Here is a 17,493-nt window from a genome sequence, read left to right as displayed (position 1 = left end):
TGAAATAGGGCGCTTTTTTTAATATTCATTTAACATTTCATCAATTGTAAATTTCAATCCGTGATAAGCAAATAAAGCTACAATTAAACTTGGGAACCCATAGCGGTTACCTTCATCATCTGGAATAAGGCCTTTTAACAGTTTTGTATCGATATGTACATCTGTGTATTGTTCCAGTGATTCCGTACCTTCTTGAATAGCCGAGATTCCAACGCTAGATTGACCTTCTTCTTGAAGTTTTTTTGCGATCTTTACAATTTCTTCATCCGTCGAAAAACGACTAATAAGAAGCACACGGTCCGCAGAGGTTACAGTTGCCAGTTCGCCGTTTTCTATTAAACGTTTTGCTTGTTTCATTGGTTCAGCACCGAATAATGCTTCTGAAACAATGCCTTCCATTTCGTTTGTACCGTGCAAGTAAATGAATCCGTCGCCAACTAATGCCTGGGCAAGTAGGCGAGCGCTATCTTCTAAGTTCATTTCTTCTTTTTGGGAAATTCTAGAGAAATATCCACCTAATTGAGTTGAGAAAATTTTTAACATGTTGTCGCTCCTTCCTTTCGTGTTCGCCGGTTCTCATTATAGCTCATTTTTTTTAAGAAGGGGAAATCGTAGGGGTAGCATAACGAAATAGTAAACGGTAAAATGAGAAAGAATAGGAAGGAATTTGGCAAAGAATAGCGAAAATAAATCGATAAGATATAAGAAGCTGTAAATCTTGTACTTACACAGAAAGGTTGGGAGTTATGGAAGGGAAAATTTTAATCGTTGATGATCAATATGGCATTCGTGTGTTATTGCATGAAGTGTTCCAAAAAGAAGGTTATCAGACGTTCCAAGCAGCGAATGGATTTCAAGCTTTAGATATCGTGAAAAAAGATAATCCAGATTTAGTAGTGTTAGATATGAAAATTCCAGGTATGGATGGTATAGAAATTTTAAAGCATGTAAAGGAAATTGATGAGAGTATTAAAGTAATTTTAATGACTGCGTATGGAGAGCTTGATATGATCCAAGAGGCTAAAGATTTAGGAGCTTTAATGCACTTTGCTAAACCGTTTGATATTGATGAAATTCGTCAAGCTGTGAGAAATGAGCTCGCTGTAGAGGCGTAAAAATGAATTTTTTATAAAAAATATGGAAAAAAGCGTTTACATGGACTATTGAGCAGGTGAATACGGTTGAGTTTTTGAGTACAAGTTGTTATCCTATTGAGTGTAGAAAGAAGTCCGGTATGTAGATATACATATTTTACCTTATCCAGGTCATACTACCAGCGATAAGAACTTATCGGATACAAAAAACGTTTTTTAGGAGGATTCACCATGCCTTTAGTTTCTATGAAAGAAATGCTAAACAAAGCACTAGAAGGAAAATACGCAGTTGGTCAATTCAACATGAACAACTTAGAGTGGACTCAAGCTATCTTAGCTGCTGCGGAAGAAGAAAAATCTCCTGTAATCCTAGGTGTATCTGAGGGTGCAGCTCGTCATATGACTGGTTTCAAAACAGTTGTAGCTATGGTTAAAGCTTTAATCGAAGAAATGAACATTTCTGTTCCTGTAGCGATTCACCTTGACCATGGTTCAAGCTTTGAGAAGTGTAAAGAAGCAATCGATGCAGGTTTCACATCTGTAATGATCGACGCTTCTCACCACCCATTCGAAGAAAACGTTGAAACTACTAAAAAAGTAGTAGAATATGCACACGCTCGTAACGTATCTGTTGAAGCTGAGCTTGGAACAGTTGGCGGACAAGAAGACGACGTAATTGCTGAAGGCGTAATTTATGCTGATCCTGCAGAGTGTAAACACCTTGTTGAAGCAACTGGTATCGACTGCCTAGCTCCAGCTTTAGGTTCTGTACACGGTCCTTACAAAGGTGAGCCTAACTTAGGATTCGCTGAAATGGAACAAGTTCGTGACTTCACTGGCGTACCTTTAGTATTACACGGTGGTACTGGTATCCCAACTGCTGATATCGTAAAAGCTATTTCTTTAGGTACTTCAAAAATCAATGTAAACACTGAGAACCAAATTGAGTTTACAAAAGCTGTTCGTGAAGTATTAAACAAAGACCAAGAAGTTTACGATCCTCGTAAATTTATTGGACCTGGCCGCGACGCTATTAAAGCAACTGTTGCTGGTAAAATGCGTGAGTTCGGTTCTAACGGTAAAGCGTAATAATAAAATTCCGTTTTGGAAACCGTCTAGTCTTTTAGACGGTTTCCTTTCGTTGTATAATGAAAGCGTGAACAAGTCTAAAGATTTTATAAAGTAAATTTTTGAAGCTTTAAATATAGAAAGTAATGTGCATAGTCCTATTAATAAATGTGATAAGTATCTGATTTATAATTCGATGAATAGTTAACCTTCACCTATTTATACTACAGGGGAACTGTAGGTGATGGTTTTTAGGGTGGAAAGAGTGATTGAGATTCTGGGGGATCTTCTACTTCTTTTTAAAAAGAGGTAGAAGATAAATACATTCACAAGAAGGGAGCTCAATATGGAAAAATTGCTAATTGAAGGCGGAAGAGCTTTAAATGGAACAATTCGTGTGAGTGGTGCAAAGAACAGTGCTGTTGCACTAATTCCAGCGACGATTTTAGCAGACACTCCAGTAACTATCGGTGGCGTTCCTAATATTTCGGACGTGAAAATGTTAGGAGACTTACTAGAGGAAATTGGAGGGAAAGTAACTTATGGGCATGAAGAAGAGATGGTAGTCGATCCTTCTAACATGGTTGCGATGCCTTTACCAAATGGAAAAGTGAAAAAATTGCGCGCTTCTTATTATTTGATGGGTGCAATGCTTGGCCGTTTTAAAAAAGCTGTTATTGGGCTTCCAGGTGGATGTCATTTAGGGCCACGACCGATTGATCAGCATATTAAAGGGTTTGAAGCGTTAGGGACACATGTTACAAATGAACAAGGTGCCATTTATTTAAGAGCAGATGAGCTACGTGGGGCGCGTATTTATTTAGATGTTGTTAGTGTAGGAGCTACGATTAATATTATGCTAGCAGCTGTACGAGCGAAAGGTAGAACTGTTATTGAAAATGCAGCGAAAGAGCCAGAAATCATTGATGTGGCCACATTATTAACAAGTATGGGAGCACGCATTAAAGGTGCTGGTACAGATGTAATCCGAATTGATGGTGTGGATTCTTTACACGGTTGTCACCACACTATCATTCCAGATCGTATTGAAGCTGGTACGTATATGATTTTAGGAGCTGCATCAGGAGGAGAAGTAACAGTTGATAATGTTATTCCTCAGCATTTAGAGTCAGTTACTGCGAAACTAAGAGAAGCTGGTGTTCAAGTTGAAACAAGCGATGACCAAATTACAGTGAACGGTAATAGAAGGTTGAAAGTAGTTGATGTAAAAACGCTTGTATATCCAGGGTTCCCAACAGATCTGCAACAGCCATTCACGACGCTTTTAACAAAAGCACACGGGACGGGTGTTGTCACAGATACAATTTACGGTGCACGTTTCAAACATATTGATGAACTGCGTCGTATGAATGCACAAATTAAAGTAGAAGGCCGTTCGGCAATTGTAACTAGCCCTGTTTTATTGCAAGGTGCAAAAGTGAAAGCAAGTGATTTGCGAGCTGGAGCTGCACTTGTTATTGCAGGATTAATGGCGGATGGAATTACAGAAGTGACAGGACTTGAACATATTGATCGAGGTTATGAAAATATAGTAGACAAGCTTAAAGGGCTTGGTGCAAACATTTGGCGAGAACAAATGACAAAGCAAGAGATTGAAGAAATGAAGAACGCTTAAAGTGGTGAGACCTCCGTTAATGGGGAGCGAAGAATCATCGTTAGCGGAAGTGCACTTTATAAAAAAACACGGTTCACAAAATACGGCAGAAATATTAAAGACTTAAAGGAGAGGGATTATCTTGGAAAGAAGTTTATCTATGGAGTTAGTACGTGTAACAGAGGCTGCAGCATTATCATCAGCGCGTTGGATGGGACGCGGGAAAAAGGATGAAGCAGACGGTGCAGCAACATCAGCTATGCGTGATGTATTTGATACAATTCCGATGAAAGGTACAGTTGTAATTGGTGAAGGTGAAATGGATGAAGCGCCAATGCTGTATATCGGAGAGAAATTAGGTACAGGATATGGTCCGCGCGTAGACGTTGCAGTTGATCCTTTAGAAGGGACAAACATCGTAGCAGCTGGCGGATGGAATGCACTTGCTGTTATTGCAATTGCAGATCACGGTAATTTGTTACATGCTCCTGACATGTACATGGATAAGATTGCGGTTGGCCCAGAAGCAGTTGGGGCAGTTGATATTGACGCACCTATTATCGATAACCTACGCGCTGTTGCGAAAGCGAAGAATAAAGATATTGAAGATGTTGTAGCGACAGTTTTAAACCGTCCACGTCATCAAGCAATTATTGAAGAAATTCGTAAGGCTGGTGCTCGTATTAAGTTAATTAACGATGGAGATGTAGCTGGAGCAATCAATACAGCATTTGACCGTACAGGTGTAGATATTTTATTCGGTTCTGGTGGGGCTCCTGAAGGTGTATTAGCTGCGGTTGCGTTAAAATGCTTAGGTGGAGAAATTCAAGGAAAGCTCTTACCACAAGACGAAGCTGAATTAGAACGTTGCAAAAAAATGGGCATTGAAGATATAAATCGCATCCTTCGTATGGAAGACTTAGTAAGAGGTGACGATGCAATCTTTGCTGCAACTGGTGTAACAGACGGAGAACTATTACGCGGTGTTCAATTTAAAGGTAGTGTAGGAACAACACAATCCCTTGTTATGCGTGCGAAATCAGGTACAGTGCGCTTCGTAGACGGGCGTCATAGCTTAAATAAAAAACCGAACTTGGTTATTAAGTAAAAAGCGTAAGCAGCTCGTTCAGAAAATGGGAGGAAGAAGTGAAGCCACCGACCATTCTAGCTGCTGAAGCTGGATTAAGTAAAAAGTGGAAGCGGCTCGTTCAGAATCGTAGGGCATTGGAGCTCTCTCGTTTGAAGCGCTTTTTGCTTCAAACGAGAGAGTTAAATGCCTTATCTATTCTTCCTTAAAATCAGGTGAGTAGAAAAAAGAACGAAATATAAAAAGCGAAGACAAATTTTCTTGTCTTCGCTTCTTGTATTTGTGTTTCAACGTATTGATTAAAACTAGATAAAAGGGTTACAATAGTGAATATTACCCTACTTGAACTTATTGCCTTTCATTATTAATTATTTGCCTTCCGTATTTTTTCCCTTTACCCATTTGAATAGAGAATAACGTTAAAGTGTGGTGTCTGAATGAATTTGTCAATTGCAGCATTAGAAAACATGAAATTAAAAGAATTATACGAGCTTGCGAAAGAATTTAAGATTTCGTATTATAGCAAATTAACGAAAAAAGAGTTAATCTTCGCTATTTTAAAAGCTCGAGCAGAAAAAGAAGGTTTCTTTTTCATGGAAGGTGTATTAGAAATTATTCAATCAGAAGGATTTGGATTCCTACGTCCTATCAACTACTCTCCAAGCTCAGAAGATATTTATATCTCGGCTTCGCAAATTCGTCGTTTCGATTTACGTAATGGAGATAAAGTTTCTGGTAAAGTACGACCTCCGAAAGAAAATGAACGCTATTTTGGATTGTTACAAGTTGAAGCTGTAAACGGAGATGATCCAGAGTCAGCAAAAGAGCGTGTGCATTTCCCTGCATTAACACCATTATACCCAGATCGCCAAATGAAATTGGAAACGGAACCGAAAAAGTTACCGACACGCATCATGGATCTAATCGCACCAGTTGGATTTGGACAACGTGGTTTAATTGTCGCGCCTCCAAAGGCAGGTAAAACAAGTCTATTAAAAGAAATCGCGCACAGTGTTACAACAAATCATCCGGAAGCAGAATTAATTGTACTTTTAATTGATGAGCGTCCAGAGGAAGTAACAGACATTGAACGTTCTGTTAAAGGAGATGTTGTAAGTTCTACTTTTGATGAAGTACCAGAAAATCATATTAAAGTAGCTGAACTTGTGTTAGAACGTGCAATGCGTCTTGTAGAGCACAAAAAAGATGTTATCATTTTAATGGATAGTATTACCCGTTTAGCGCGAGCTTACAACCTTGTTATTCCACCAAGTGGTAGAACATTATCGGGTGGTATCGACCCAGCTGCCTTCCATAGACCGAAGCGTTTCTTTGGAGCTGCGCGTAATATTGAAGAAGGCGGTAGCTTAACGATCTTAGCAACAGCGCTCGTTGATACAGGGTCTCGTATGGATGATGTAATTTATGAGGAATTTAAAGGAACTGGAAATATGGAACTTCACCTAGATCGTTCATTAGCTGAGCGTCGTATCTTCCCAGCGATTGATATTCGTCGCTCTGGTACGCGTAAAGAAGATCTATTAATTCCGAAAGAACATTTAGACAAATTATGGGGTATTCGTAAAACAATGCGTGATACACCAGACTTTGTTGAAGGTTTCTTGCGTAAACTTCGTCAAACAAAGACAAATGAAGAATTTTTACAAAACATTGTTGCAGACTCAAAAAGGTATGTAACAACTAAGTAAAGGGAAAAGATTGGGACTCGCTTATTTCATAGTAAGCGAGTTTTTTTATGTTTTTAAGGGAATATTAGAGAGAGTAATATATGGAAATAATTTTGTTTTTTGAGATGAAAATCATATTTGGGTCGAGAGCTTTAAGTGCCCTCCCATTCTGAGCGAGCCGCTTGTACTTTTAATTTTTAAAAAGACAAAAACAGGTAGTTGCAAAATGGAGTTAGCCTTGTTATAATTTCATCATATGTGTTTCATCAATATAGTTGTGTAAGCAGCTGAAGATGAAAAACTCTGTTTCGAAAATGATTCAGGGCGGAAGGAGATGAAAAGAATGAAAGCAGGAATCCATCCAAATTACAATAAAGTTGTATTTATGGACACGAACACAGGCTTCAAATTCTTAAGCGGGTCTACTAAAGGCTCTAGCGAAACTGTTGAGTGGGAAGATGGTAACACTTATCCATTACTAAAAATTGAGATCAGTTCTGATTCTCACCCATTCTACACTGGACGTCAGAAGTTTGCTACTGCAGACGGACGTGTTGACCGCTTCAATAAGAAATACGGTATTAAGTAATAAAGAACATAAAACAGGCAAGTGTATGTATTCGCTTGTCTGTTTTTTTTGCAAAAATATTAAACCTTTACCCTACTTTGGATTAGGAAAGTAGATGAAAGGAGAGCTCAATGTACTTAATGAATCAAAGTGGTTGGATTGAAGTGATTTGCGGGAGTATGTTTTCTGGAAAATCAGAAGAGCTCATCCGCCGTATACGCCGTACGCAATTTGCGAAACAACATGCGATTGTATTTAAACCATGTATTGATAATCGTTATAGTGAAGAAGATGTTGTATCACATAATGGGTCAAAGGTTAAAGCGGTGTCTGTTTCAGCTTCAAAAGATATATTTAACCATGTAACAGAAGAAATGGATGTTATTGCAATCGATGAGGTGCAATTTTTTGATGGGGACATTGTGGAAGTGGTGCAAATATTGGCAAATCGTGGCTATCGTGTCATTGTAGCTGGTTTAGACCAAGATTTCCGTGGTCTACCATTTGGACAAGTTCCTCAGCTAATGGCGATCGCTGAACATGTAACTAAATTGCAGGCAGTTTGTTCTGAATGTGGATCTCCAGCAAGTCGTACGCAACGTTTAATTGATGGAGAACCAGCGGCATTTGATGATCCAATCATTTTAGTTGGGGCTTCAGAGTCGTATGAACCACGTTGCCGTCATTGTCATGCAGTACCTACAAACAAAGATAAGTAAAACTCGCTATGTAGGGCGGGTTTTTTTCAAAATAGAGAGAATGAGCGGTGCGAGCCGCTTGCACTTTTAAATATTATCTAGCTCCAGCGGCTAGAATGGTCGGTGGTTTCGCTTCTTCCTGGACTCTCTTTCAGAAGCTCCAACCTCCTCCCATTCTGAGCGAGCCGCTTGTACTTTTAAATATAATTTGCGTTTTTTTGAGTAAGTACCATATACTATTTGTATTAGATACTAGGATGTAGAGGTGAATGATGTGTTAGATCGTTTGCAAGCTGTAGAAGATCGTTATGAGAAGTTAAATGAATTGTTAAGTGACCCAGAAATTATTAGTGATACAAACAAGCTTCGTGAATATTCAAAGGAACAATCTGATATGCAGGAAACGGTAGAGGTGTACCGTGAGTATAAAGATGTTCGTGAGCAATTAAGAGATGCGAAAGCAATGTTAGAAGATAAGTTAGACGCTGATATGCGTGACATGGTAAAAGAAGAGGTTTCTGAATTAGAAGGACAAGATAAAGAATTGTCAGAGCGTCTGAAAATTTTACTTGTTCCAAAAGACCCTAACGATGATAAGAACGTTATCGTTGAGGTTCGTGGAGCTGCTGGTGGCGATGAGGCGGCTTTATTTGCTGGTGACTTATACCGTATGTACAGCCGTTACGCTGAGGTACAAGGCTGGAAAACGGAAATTATCGAGGCTAGCTATACAGAATTAGGCGGATATAAAGAGATTATCTTTATGATTAACGGTAAAGGTGCATTCGCGAAGCTGAAATTCGAGAATGGCGCTCACCGTGTACAACGTGTTCCTGAAACAGAATCTGGTGGACGTATTCATACATCTACAGCAACTGTAGCTGTATTACCAGAGGCAGAAGAAGTAGAAATCGATATTCATGAGAAAGATGTTCGTGTTGATACATTCGCTTCTAGTGGTCCTGGTGGACAGAGTGTTAATACAACGATGTCAGCGGTGCGTTTAACGCATTTACCGACTGGTGTAGTTGTATCTTGTCAGGATGAGAAATCACAGATTAAGAATAAAGAAAAAGCGATGAAAGTATTACGCGCACGTGTTTATGATAAGTTTAGACAAGAAGCACAAGCTGAGTATGATCAAAACCGTAAACAAGCTGTTGGTACGGGAGATCGTTCAGAGCGTATTCGTACGTATAACTTCCCGCAAAACCGTGTTACAGACCATCGAATCGGTTTAACGATTCAAAAGCTAGATCAAATCTTACAAGGTAAGTTAGATGATTTCATCAATGCCTTAGTGATGGAAGATCAGGCTCAAAAGATGGAGGCAGCTGAGTAATGCGTGTCTATGAAGCCCTGAAATGGGCTTCTTCTTTTTTACAGGAAAATGGACGAGATGAAAATGCGGGAGAAATTGTCCTTTGTCATGTATTAAAGATGAACAGAACAGGATTACTGATGAATATGCGTGAAGAAATAACTACGGAACAAGAAAAAAGTTTTACGGAGTTTATCCACAAGCATGTAGAAGGTATTCCTATTCAATATATGATTGGTTATGAGATGTTTTATGGACGGTCGTTCTTTGTGAATGAAGAAGTATTAATACCAAGACCGGAAACAGAAGAGCTTATAGTGGGAGTATTAGAAAGAATTGAGCGCCATTTTGGTAAGGAGAAACTTCATGTAGCGGATATCGGCACAGGTAGTGGAGCGATTTCTATTACGCTTGCTTTAGAAAATGAAAACCTTCATGTGTATACGGTAGATATTGCGCAGGAGTCGATTGAAGTTGCAAAAGAAAATGCAAAAGCTTTGGACGCAGAAGTAACGTTCTATCACGGTGATTTATTGTCTCCATTTTATAAAACAGGTCAAAAGTTAGATGTTGTTGTTTCAAATCCTCCATATATACCGGAAGAGGATTGGCGTGGTCTTTCTCTTGTTGTGAAAGAGCATGAACCAAAGAGAGCGCTTGTTGGCGGTGAAGACGGATTAGATTTTTATCGCCGTTTTATGGAAGAATTGCCGAATGTGTTGCAGAAGAAAGCAATTGTCGCGTTTGAAATTGGAGTAGGACAAGGTGAGGATGTAAAGGGACTGCTACAACAAGCTTTTCCACATGCTCATGTTGAGGTTGTTTTTGATATTAATGGAAAAGACCGTATGGTATTTGCAGAGATGGAGTAAGGTATAAGCCTTACTCTATTTTTTTATGGGAAAATTCATATAGATTTTGAATTTAATAGTTTAGAAAGATGAAAGTCTGTCCACACTGTTTGTAGAAGGGACGGTGGAGGAAATGAAAAAACAAGTTATTGCTTATCTTCTTCTATTATTAATTGGTGCACAGTTGCTTGTGCAGTTTGGATATATGAAAGCTGATGCGAAAGGGCCCTCTGTTATTCCGAAAGAGGCCGTTCGATTACGAATTTTAGCAAATAGTGATTCAGATAAAGATCAGGCTTTAAAACGTAAAGTGCGTGATGAAGTAAAAGCACAAATTGATGGATGGGTAGCGGATCTAACTTCATTCGAAGAGGCAAGAAAAGTAATTCAAAGCCATATTCCAGAAATCGAAAAAACAGTTGCAAATACATTAAAAAGAGAAGGAAGCAAAGAGTCATTTCAAGTGAAATTTAGTAAGAATGTAAAGTTTCCTACAAAGGTATATGGGAATTTTATTTATCCAGCGGGAGAATATGAAGCAGTACTGATTACAATTGGAGAAGGAGAAGGGGCGAACTGGTGGTGTGTATTATTTCCGCCAATGTGTTTCTTAGATTTTTCGAGCGGTACAGCTGTAAGAAAAGAGGAGCATGTTGTGAAGGCTGAGTCTCCTGAAGAAGAGCAAGTGAAACAACCTGAAGAGGATATAGTAGATGCGCCAGAGAAAAAAGAGGATAAGGTGAAAGAGACGAAAGATGCAAAGAAGGAAGTAGCAAAAAAAGTAACGGCTTCTGAAAAGAAAGTAGTAAAAAATGAAACAAAAGTCGAAGAACAGCCTGTAAGTAAAGAAGAGACAAAAACTGTGGGAAAAGTGGAGAAATCTGTGGAGCAAAAACAAGAAAAACAAAATGAGTATGTAAAAGTAGAAGAGGAAGAGGAAAAGCCAGAAGTTAAATTGTTTATCGTAGAGGCTTTTACATCTTTATTCTCTAAATAGTACTATTAATAAATCCCTCCTCATATATAAAAATGAGGAGGGATTTATTATGAAGAAAGTGTATTTTGCTACGAAAGCAGATGTGGAAAGATTACATTCTTTTTTCGGACAAGCTAATAAAAAAGATGATAAAATAAATGAGTTGTACGTACAATTTATGATTTTGGAAGAGGCGGAAGAAATACGAGCTGTAATTGGTTATGAACAAAGTGGGGAAGATGTACTTATTCGTTCTTGTTTATTCACACCTCGTGTGGATAAACAGACTTTCTTATATTTTTTTGAAATGTTTTTGCAGTATATGAAAGAAAAAAATATTCGACAATTGTACTTACTAACAAATCATCCACAATCGATAACGATCTTTCAGTTTTTTGACTTTGTCACTGTAGAAAAAGAAAACGTGCCAGAGGGAATTCGACAGTTAGAACACTTTTGTAAAAATATAAAAGAGCCAAATGCAATAATACTAAATTGTCAGCTATTCACAAAGTTATCCACGGATTAATTAGGTTTATCCACATTTTGTGGATAAACCTTGTTTGTCTTTTGGATAAATATCATAGTAAACTAAAAATAGACAAGTATTTCATGGTAGAAAAGGACGTGGGAAAAAATGCATACAAATATGTGGGTTGTGGATAATGTTGTGGAAAGAAAAAAATATTATCCACAGTTACAAGAAGCAGCAAAATTATTAAAGGAAAATGAAGCGATTGCCTTCCCTACAGAAACAGTATATGGACTAGGTGCAAACGCGATGAATGATGAAGCGATCGCGAAAATTTTTGAAGCGAAAGGGAGACCGAGTGATAATCCACTTATTGTCCACATAGGTACAACATCTCAGTTAGATGGGATTGTGAAGGAAATTCCTCCAGTTGCAGAGAAGTTAATGGAACATTTTTGGCCAGGCCCGTTAACAATTATTTTACCTAGAAAAGAAGGGATTTCAGAGAAAGTAACGGCAGGACTTAATACGGTTGGAGTAAGGATGCCGGATCATCCAGTAGCGCTTGCTCTTATTGAGGAGGCAAATGTACCTGTTGCGGCACCAAGTGCGAATCGTTCAGGTCGTCCAAGCCCAACATTAGCTTCTCACGTATATGAAGACTTAAATGGAAAGATTGCAGGTATTGTTGATGGTGGTGCAACAGGAGTAGGGGTTGAGTCAACTGTAATTGATTGTACGAGCGCAGTGCCAACGATTCTACGTCCAGGTGGCATTACGAAAGAACAGTTGGAAGCGGTGATAGGAAATGTTTCTTTAGATCCAGCTTTAAAGGATGAGAAGGAAAAGCCTAAATCACCTGGAATGAAATATACACATTATGCACCGAAAGCGCCACTTAGTATCATTGAAGGATCGCGCGAGTTTATTCAGCATATTGTGGATAAGAAAAAGGAAGAAGGATTTAAAGTAGGGGTATTAACGACAGAAGAATATCAGCATGTATATAGCGCAGATGTTGTATTATCTTGTGGTGTGCGAAGCGATTTAGCTAGCGTTGCGACTAAATTATATGATGTGCTTAGAACGTTTGATGCAAGTGACGTGGATGTTATTTTTAGTGAGTCGTTCCCGAATGAAGGAATAGGGAATGCAATTATGAATCGTTTAACAAAAGCAGCGGGACATCATATTATTACTGAATGATAATGTACCTTTCGCAACAGAATATTTCTCCTCGGATAAGCATATTTTGAAGTAGCACGTCCGAGGAGGGACATGAATGACATTTGAACAATTAATGCCTTTAATAATTATGGCATTTGCCTTAGGTATGGATGCATTTTCGGTGAGCCTAGGTATGGGGATGATGGCCTTAAAGTTGAGACAAATCCTGTATATCGGTATGACAATCGGGATATTTCATATTATTATGCCCTTTATCGGAATGGTATTAGGACGTTTCCTATCAGAGAAGTATGGGGATTTGGCACATTTTGCAGGAGCTATATTATTAATTGGACTAGGGTTTTATATCGTATATTCGTCTATTTTAGAAAACGAAGAGACTAGAACGGCCCCTATAGGAATTAGTTTATTTGTATTTGCATTTGGCGTCAGTATAGATAGTTTCTCAGTAGGGCTTAGTCTTGGTATTTACGGAGCACAGACGATTATTACAATATTACTTTTTGGATTTATTAGCATGTTATTAGCGTGGTTTGGTTTACTAATTGGTAGACATGTGAAAGATATGCTTGGTACATATGGTGAAATAGTAGGTGGTATCATTCTGGTTGGATTTGGATTATATATCCTTTTTCCCTAGGTGGTTACGACAACTTATTATATGGGGTATTATTTTACAAATTTCAATTTTGGGTTGGATCAAGTTAATTCGTGAATGATAAGATAGTTCCTTTCTGTACATAGTTTTGTTTGTACTATACTTTATTGCACTAAAAAATTACAGATATAGAAAGGATGAGAAGAATGACGAGATTAAAGCAAGTTTTTGGTATTATTATTAGTTTTTTTGTTTTCTGGTTTAGTATGCTCGGTGTACAAATGTTTGCTGAGTTTTTAGATATTGAGTCATTAAAGTTTGTTGCGGGGAAAACGGAGGCAGCGCGTGCGTTTTATTCGCCATACCCGTTTTTAATTGTTTTCCTTATTACATTGCTTTCCCTATACTTCTTAGTAATTAAGCTTGGGGAACCGAAAAAAGAGAAATTCCCGGATTTAGAGGAAAAAAAGGAAGAATTATAAAAAAAATCCCCCGCTAAAAGCGGGGGATTTTATGTTTGAGTGATGAAGTTGAGCAAGTTGCTTCCGCTTTTAAATATTATCCAGTTCCAGCGGCTAGAATGGTCGGTGGCTTCGCGTCTTCCTGCGAGGCAAAAAGCGCCTCTACGTCAGAAGCTCCATCCTCCTCCCATTCTGAGTGAGCCGCTTCCACTTTTAAACTGGCCTCACCAATTCAAATTGTTCTCCTAGTTTTGCGTAGTTGTGTCCTGCTAGGCGGCTTATTGGTTTTAGTTCTTCGGCGTGAATACGGCCGTTTTCGTATAGGTGTTCTGCGATGTGGAAACGAACGACGCGTCCAATTAGTAAATCGCAAGCTGGTGAGTTTTCCGTTCCGCCAAGAGGGATTGCACGTTCTAATACGCATTCCATTCGAATGTTTGCTTCTTTCACACCTGGAACGGAGATGACGTCACTTTCAATGGGTGTTAGTTTTGCTAGTTCAATTTCACTTTCATTTGGAGGTAGATTGGCCGCTGTTTCATTGATCGCTTCTACGTAAGATTCATCAGAAATATGTACGACAAACTCTCCTTTTTCGATTGCGTTTCTGGAAGTGTCTTTCTGTTTTCCTTCTTTTCGTTGTACGGAAACTGAGATAAGTGGTGGATTGGCAGCGACGATATTGAAATAACTATAGGGTGCACCGTTCAATACGCCATCTTTAGTTACAGAAGTAACGAATGCAACAGGACGTGGAATGATACTCCCTGTTAGTAATTTGTAATTATCTTTTTCGGTTTGTTCGTTTGGATTAATGGATAACATGTTGTAATCCCCTTTCTAAATATGACGACTTATTGTTTGTTTACAAGATGCCAGTGGAAAACTCCTGCTGAAAATAATATTTTTGTTATATAAAAAGGAACTTACTTCAATCGCGATGAAGTAAGTTCCTTTTGAAGAATCTTGAAATCAAGATGAAAATTAAAGTAAAACGTATGCGCCAGGTCCGATTAAAGCTACACCGACAGCAACAGCGATTAACATTAAATTGTACTCAAATCCGTTTTGTGTGATCCAGTAACCGTTTTTTCCATGAACAGTGAAGATTGCCATTAACATTGTTCCGACGATAAATAATGAACCAATTGCAGTGAAAATACCTGATGCGAATAAGAAACCACCTAATAGTTCAGTTGCACCCGCCATAAATGCCATAAATACACCAGGGCGTAAGCCGATTGATTCCATCCAGCCGCCTGTGCCTTTTAAGCCGTAACCGCCGAACCAACCGAATAATTTTTGAGCGCCATGACCCATGAATGTAATTCCTATAATAAGACGAATAATAAGAAGACCGATATCCATCATTTTAAAACCCCCTAAAAGTTGTTAACTTATCTTATGTAAGTGATAATAAAATAGTTACTTACTTTAGTCAAGCGATTTTTGAAGAAGGTATGAAATAAATTTTACATATTAACAACAAAAAATAAAATGTAGTAAAGACCTCTAGACAAGTCAGGTAGAAAAAGAGAAAATATAAGTAGGAGTTAACTTTCTTATTGTTATTCAGACAATCAGAATTGACTGGAATTTTATGAAGCGCTACAATAAGAGTCTATTAGTAATGACGTAATTTATTTCAAAAGCGTTTTTACAATATAATATTCGAAGTATGAAGTCTTACATGTATCCCGATCTTTACTAGGGATTGCCCTATAAACTTTTAGGTAAATTATAAGGAGGACTATCCTATGTTTAAAAAATTATTCGGTCTTGGTTCAAAAACAAATGAAGAAACAATCGTAGCTCCATTAACTGGAGCAGTGAAAAATATTGAAGAAGTACCAGATCCAGTATTCGCTGGTCGTATGATGGGTGAGGGTGTTGCAATCGATCCTACTGAAGGTGTAGTTGTATCTCCAGTTGATGGTGAAATCGTACAATTATTCCACACAAAACATGCTATTGGAATTAAAGCGAAAAATGGTACAGAAATTTTAATCCACGTTGGATTAGAAACTGTAAAAATGGAAGGCGAAGGTTTTGAAGCTCACGTTTCTGAAGGCCAAGCTGTAAAAGCTGGAGATAAATTAATCTCATTCGACTTAGAATTAATCCGTGAAAAAGCGAAAAGTACAATTACGCCAATCGTTATTACAAATACAGATGCAGCTGAGTCTATTAAGACTACTGTAGGTGTAACAGCTACAAAAGGTTCAACAGAAGTAATGAAAGTTACAATGAAATAATTATTGTGCGAAAGGAATCTGTTTCATATGAAATGGATTCCTTATTTTGTTTTGTAGTGTGTGTATTATGTATGATAAAATACTTTGGGCACTTGGAAATAGGGTTTCACATATATGTGGATAAGGCGCATTTTTCTTAGAAAAAATATAAGAGAAATGCGCCTTTCCTATATTCACATTTCTTTTGTTCTATTCTAATGTACGCTATGATAAATGGTAGGAAACAGAAAAAAGGGGTGGGTTTAGATGAAACGAGTGCTATTTGTTTGCACTGGAAATACGTGTCGTAGTCCGATGGCTGAGGCTTTACTTCGTCATTACGGAGAAGGTGAATTTGAAGTGCAATCTGCTGGTGTTTTCGTCTATCCTGGAAGCGATGCATCGGTTTATGCGAAAGAAGCACTCGTTGAAAAGGGAATTTCAATCGATCATGCTTCACAGCAAATAAATGAAACTTTGCTTGATTGGGCTGATATTGTAATAGCAATGACAGAAAATCATAAGGGAATTATACTTGGGCATTATCCTAATAATGAAGAGAAAGTGTATACACTATATGGATTAACTGAAGGTGTAAGTAAGGATATTTCCGATCCGTTTGGAGGCTCTCTTTCTGTTTATAAGGAGACGTTAAAAGAGATGGAAGCTCTTGTGCAAACTTTATTGAAAAAACATTCAGAGGGTAATTAACTGTTACGATTTATTTAACCAATTATAACTAAAGTTAATTAAATATATCAGTAAGCCCTGCCAGTCAAGTGATTGGCTAGTAGTGAGGATTAACTGCGGGCAATCCCTAAAGCTGATTGAACTACAGCGTGGCTAGAAATAGAGAGCGTGAATGTTGCGAAAGCAGAAAAAATCAATCAGATATTCAAGGAGTTGACTTCTGATGATATTGGCGAAGAAAGTCAGACTGATTCCAACGCCTGAACAAGAAAAAGTGCTTAGAAACCATGCTGGTGCTGCAAGATTCGCTTATAACTATTGTAAAAGAATGAGTGATAGATACTATAAGCTATTTGGAAAATCTGTTCCACAGTTAGCTTTACAGAAACGATTTACAAAGATCAAGAAGCGAAAGAGATATGAGTGGTTAAATAACATCAACGCACAAGTTCCAAAACAGGCTTCAAAAGATTTTGATAAGGCGAGAAAAAATTCGTTCAAAAATCACAAAAATGGTTATCACACTTCTTATAAATCCAAAAAAGATTTAATCCAAGGATTTTATGCCAATTATGAAAAACTGATTATAGGAAAGAAAGTAGTTGATATTCAGTCCATTGGAGAAGTGAAAACAAGCCAACAACTACCAAGAAACAAAAAACCATCCAATCCAAGAGTTACATTTGATGGTCGTCACTGGTGGATTAGTGTAGGATTCCAAGAAGACTTTGAATCACAAGAACTAACCAATGAGTCGATTGGTATGGATGTTGGTTTAAAAGAGCTGTTTGTAGCTTCTAATGGTACGAAAGAACGAAATATAAACAAAGATGCCAAGGTTAAAAAACTTTTGAAAAGGAAAAAGTCAGCGCAAAGAGATATGT

At 38.0% G+C, this 17,493-nt stretch carries 21 protein-coding genes; 18 read left to right on the top strand and 3 right to left on the bottom strand.

Features of this window, described 5'->3' with window-relative positions:
• Window positions 1-18 precede the first annotated feature (18 nt).
• The gene (locus MR065_RS22600) at window positions 19-543 is read right to left on the bottom strand and encodes a DUF2529 domain-containing protein (RefSeq protein ID WP_097903000.1); all 525 of its coding nucleotides are present in this window, start codon (window positions 541-543) and stop codon (window positions 19-21) included.
• A gap of 203 nt (window positions 544-746) precedes the next feature.
• On the opposite strand from MR065_RS22600, the gene spo0F reads away from it, so the two are divergent.
• The 15 genes from spo0F (at window position 747) to MR065_RS22525 (ending at window position 13,706) form a co-directional block, all read left to right on the top strand.
• The gene (spo0F, locus tag MR065_RS22595) at window positions 747-1,115 is read left to right on the top strand and encodes a sporulation initiation phosphotransferase Spo0F (protein ID WP_000398594.1); all 369 of its coding nucleotides are present in this window, start codon (window positions 747-749) and stop codon (window positions 1,113-1,115) included.
• A gap of 210 nt (window positions 1,116-1,325) precedes the next feature.
• Window positions 1,326-2,183: a class II fructose-bisphosphate aldolase gene (locus MR065_RS22590; protein WP_001131847.1), complete on the top strand. Its 858-nt coding sequence runs from the start codon at window positions 1,326-1,328 to the stop codon at window positions 2,181-2,183.
• Window positions 2,184-2,508: 325 nt separating this feature from the next.
• Window positions 2,509-3,798 carry a UDP-N-acetylglucosamine 1-carboxyvinyltransferase gene (gene murA, locus MR065_RS22585; RefSeq protein ID WP_242215129.1) on the top strand — a complete coding sequence of 430 codons (1,290 nt, stop codon included), beginning with the start codon at window positions 2,509-2,511 and terminating at the stop codon, window positions 3,796-3,798.
• 121 nt (window positions 3,799-3,919) lie between these two features.
• Window positions 3,920-4,885: a class II fructose-bisphosphatase gene (glpX, locus tag MR065_RS22580; protein ID WP_242215128.1), complete on the top strand. Its 966-nt coding sequence runs from the start codon at window positions 3,920-3,922 to the stop codon at window positions 4,883-4,885.
• 38 nt (window positions 4,886-4,923) lie between these two features.
• Window positions 4,924-5,073, top strand: coding sequence for a hypothetical protein (locus MR065_RS22575; RefSeq protein ID WP_242215127.1), 150 nt, complete (start codon window positions 4,924-4,926; stop codon window positions 5,071-5,073).
• A 228-nt stretch (window positions 5,074-5,301) separates the two neighbouring features.
• Window positions 5,302-6,573 (top strand): transcription termination factor Rho, encoded by a 1,272-nt coding sequence (gene rho / locus MR065_RS22570; RefSeq protein ID WP_001053898.1) that lies wholly within the window; start codon window positions 5,302-5,304, stop codon window positions 6,571-6,573.
• A gap of 322 nt (window positions 6,574-6,895) precedes the next feature.
• On the top strand, window positions 6,896-7,141 hold the full coding sequence (locus MR065_RS22565; RefSeq protein ID WP_000643447.1) for a type B 50S ribosomal protein L31: 246 nt from the start codon (window positions 6,896-6,898) through the stop codon (window positions 7,139-7,141).
• Window positions 7,142-7,251: 110 nt separating this feature from the next.
• Window positions 7,252-7,839, top strand: coding sequence for a thymidine kinase (locus tag MR065_RS22560; RefSeq protein ID WP_097902996.1), 588 nt, complete (start codon window positions 7,252-7,254; stop codon window positions 7,837-7,839).
• Window positions 7,840-8,092: 253 nt separating this feature from the next.
• On the top strand, window positions 8,093-9,160 hold the full coding sequence (prfA, locus tag MR065_RS22555; RefSeq protein ID WP_242215142.1) for a peptide chain release factor 1: 1,068 nt from the start codon (window positions 8,093-8,095) through the stop codon (window positions 9,158-9,160).
• Window positions 9,160-10,011, top strand: coding sequence for a peptide chain release factor N(5)-glutamine methyltransferase (gene prmC, locus MR065_RS22550; protein ID WP_242215126.1), 852 nt, complete (start codon window positions 9,160-9,162; stop codon window positions 10,009-10,011). The genes prfA and prmC overlap by 1 nt, the downstream gene beginning before the upstream one ends.
• 112 nt (window positions 10,012-10,123) lie before the next feature.
• Window positions 10,124-10,987, top strand: coding sequence for a stage II sporulation protein R (gene spoIIR / locus MR065_RS22545; RefSeq protein ID WP_242215125.1), 864 nt, complete (start codon window positions 10,124-10,126; stop codon window positions 10,985-10,987).
• A gap of 49 nt (window positions 10,988-11,036) precedes the next feature.
• A complete protein-coding gene (locus MR065_RS22540; RefSeq protein WP_242215124.1) occupies window positions 11,037-11,495 on the top strand; it encodes a GNAT family N-acetyltransferase in 459 nt (152 codons plus the stop codon).
• 108 nt (window positions 11,496-11,603) lie between these two features.
• Window positions 11,604-12,644, top strand: a complete 1,041-nt coding sequence (locus tag MR065_RS22535) for an L-threonylcarbamoyladenylate synthase (protein ID WP_242215123.1) — start codon at window positions 11,604-11,606, stop codon at window positions 12,642-12,644.
• A 76-nt stretch (window positions 12,645-12,720) separates the two neighbouring features.
• Window positions 12,721-13,266: a manganese efflux pump MntP gene (locus tag MR065_RS22530; RefSeq protein WP_242215122.1), complete on the top strand. Its 546-nt coding sequence runs from the start codon at window positions 12,721-12,723 to the stop codon at window positions 13,264-13,266.
• 164 nt (window positions 13,267-13,430) lie between these two features.
• Complete coding sequence (locus MR065_RS22525) at window positions 13,431-13,706, top strand: DUF3935 domain-containing protein (protein ID WP_242215121.1); 276 nt, start codon at window positions 13,431-13,433, stop codon at window positions 13,704-13,706.
• 192 nt (window positions 13,707-13,898) lie between these two features.
• On the opposite strand, the gene MR065_RS22520 is transcribed toward MR065_RS22525, so the two are convergent.
• Window positions 13,899-14,510 carry a flavin reductase family protein gene (locus MR065_RS22520; protein ID WP_242215120.1) on the bottom strand — a complete coding sequence of 204 codons (612 nt, stop codon included), beginning with the start codon at window positions 14,508-14,510 and terminating at the stop codon, window positions 13,899-13,901.
• A 159-nt stretch (window positions 14,511-14,669) separates the two neighbouring features.
• A complete protein-coding gene (locus tag MR065_RS22515) occupies window positions 14,670-15,056 on the bottom strand; it encodes a DoxX family protein (protein WP_064476105.1) in 387 nt (128 codons plus the stop codon).
• Between the two features lie 386 nt (window positions 15,057-15,442).
• On the opposite strand from MR065_RS22515, the gene MR065_RS22510 reads away from it, so the two are divergent.
• From MR065_RS22510 to MR065_RS22500, 3 genes are all read left to right on the top strand, one after another.
• Window positions 15,443-15,940: a PTS sugar transporter subunit IIA gene (locus MR065_RS22510; RefSeq protein ID WP_097902988.1), complete on the top strand. Its 498-nt coding sequence runs from the start codon at window positions 15,443-15,445 to the stop codon at window positions 15,938-15,940.
• Window positions 15,941-16,186: 246 nt separating this feature from the next.
• A complete protein-coding gene (locus tag MR065_RS22505; protein ID WP_242215119.1) occupies window positions 16,187-16,630 on the top strand; it encodes a low molecular weight protein arginine phosphatase in 444 nt (147 codons plus the stop codon).
• Between the two features lie 202 nt (window positions 16,631-16,832).
• On the top strand, window positions 16,833-17,493 hold a 661-nt coding region (locus MR065_RS22500), incomplete at its 3' end, for an RNA-guided endonuclease InsQ/TnpB family protein (RefSeq protein ID WP_242215118.1).

It is taken from the genome of Bacillus cereus group sp. BfR-BA-01383 (genome assembly GCF_022663495.1).
Lineage (GTDB): Bacteria > Bacillota > Bacilli > Bacillales > Bacillaceae_G > Bacillus_A > Bacillus_A cereus_AU.
This window is presented reverse-complemented; position numbering and strand designations above follow the sequence as displayed.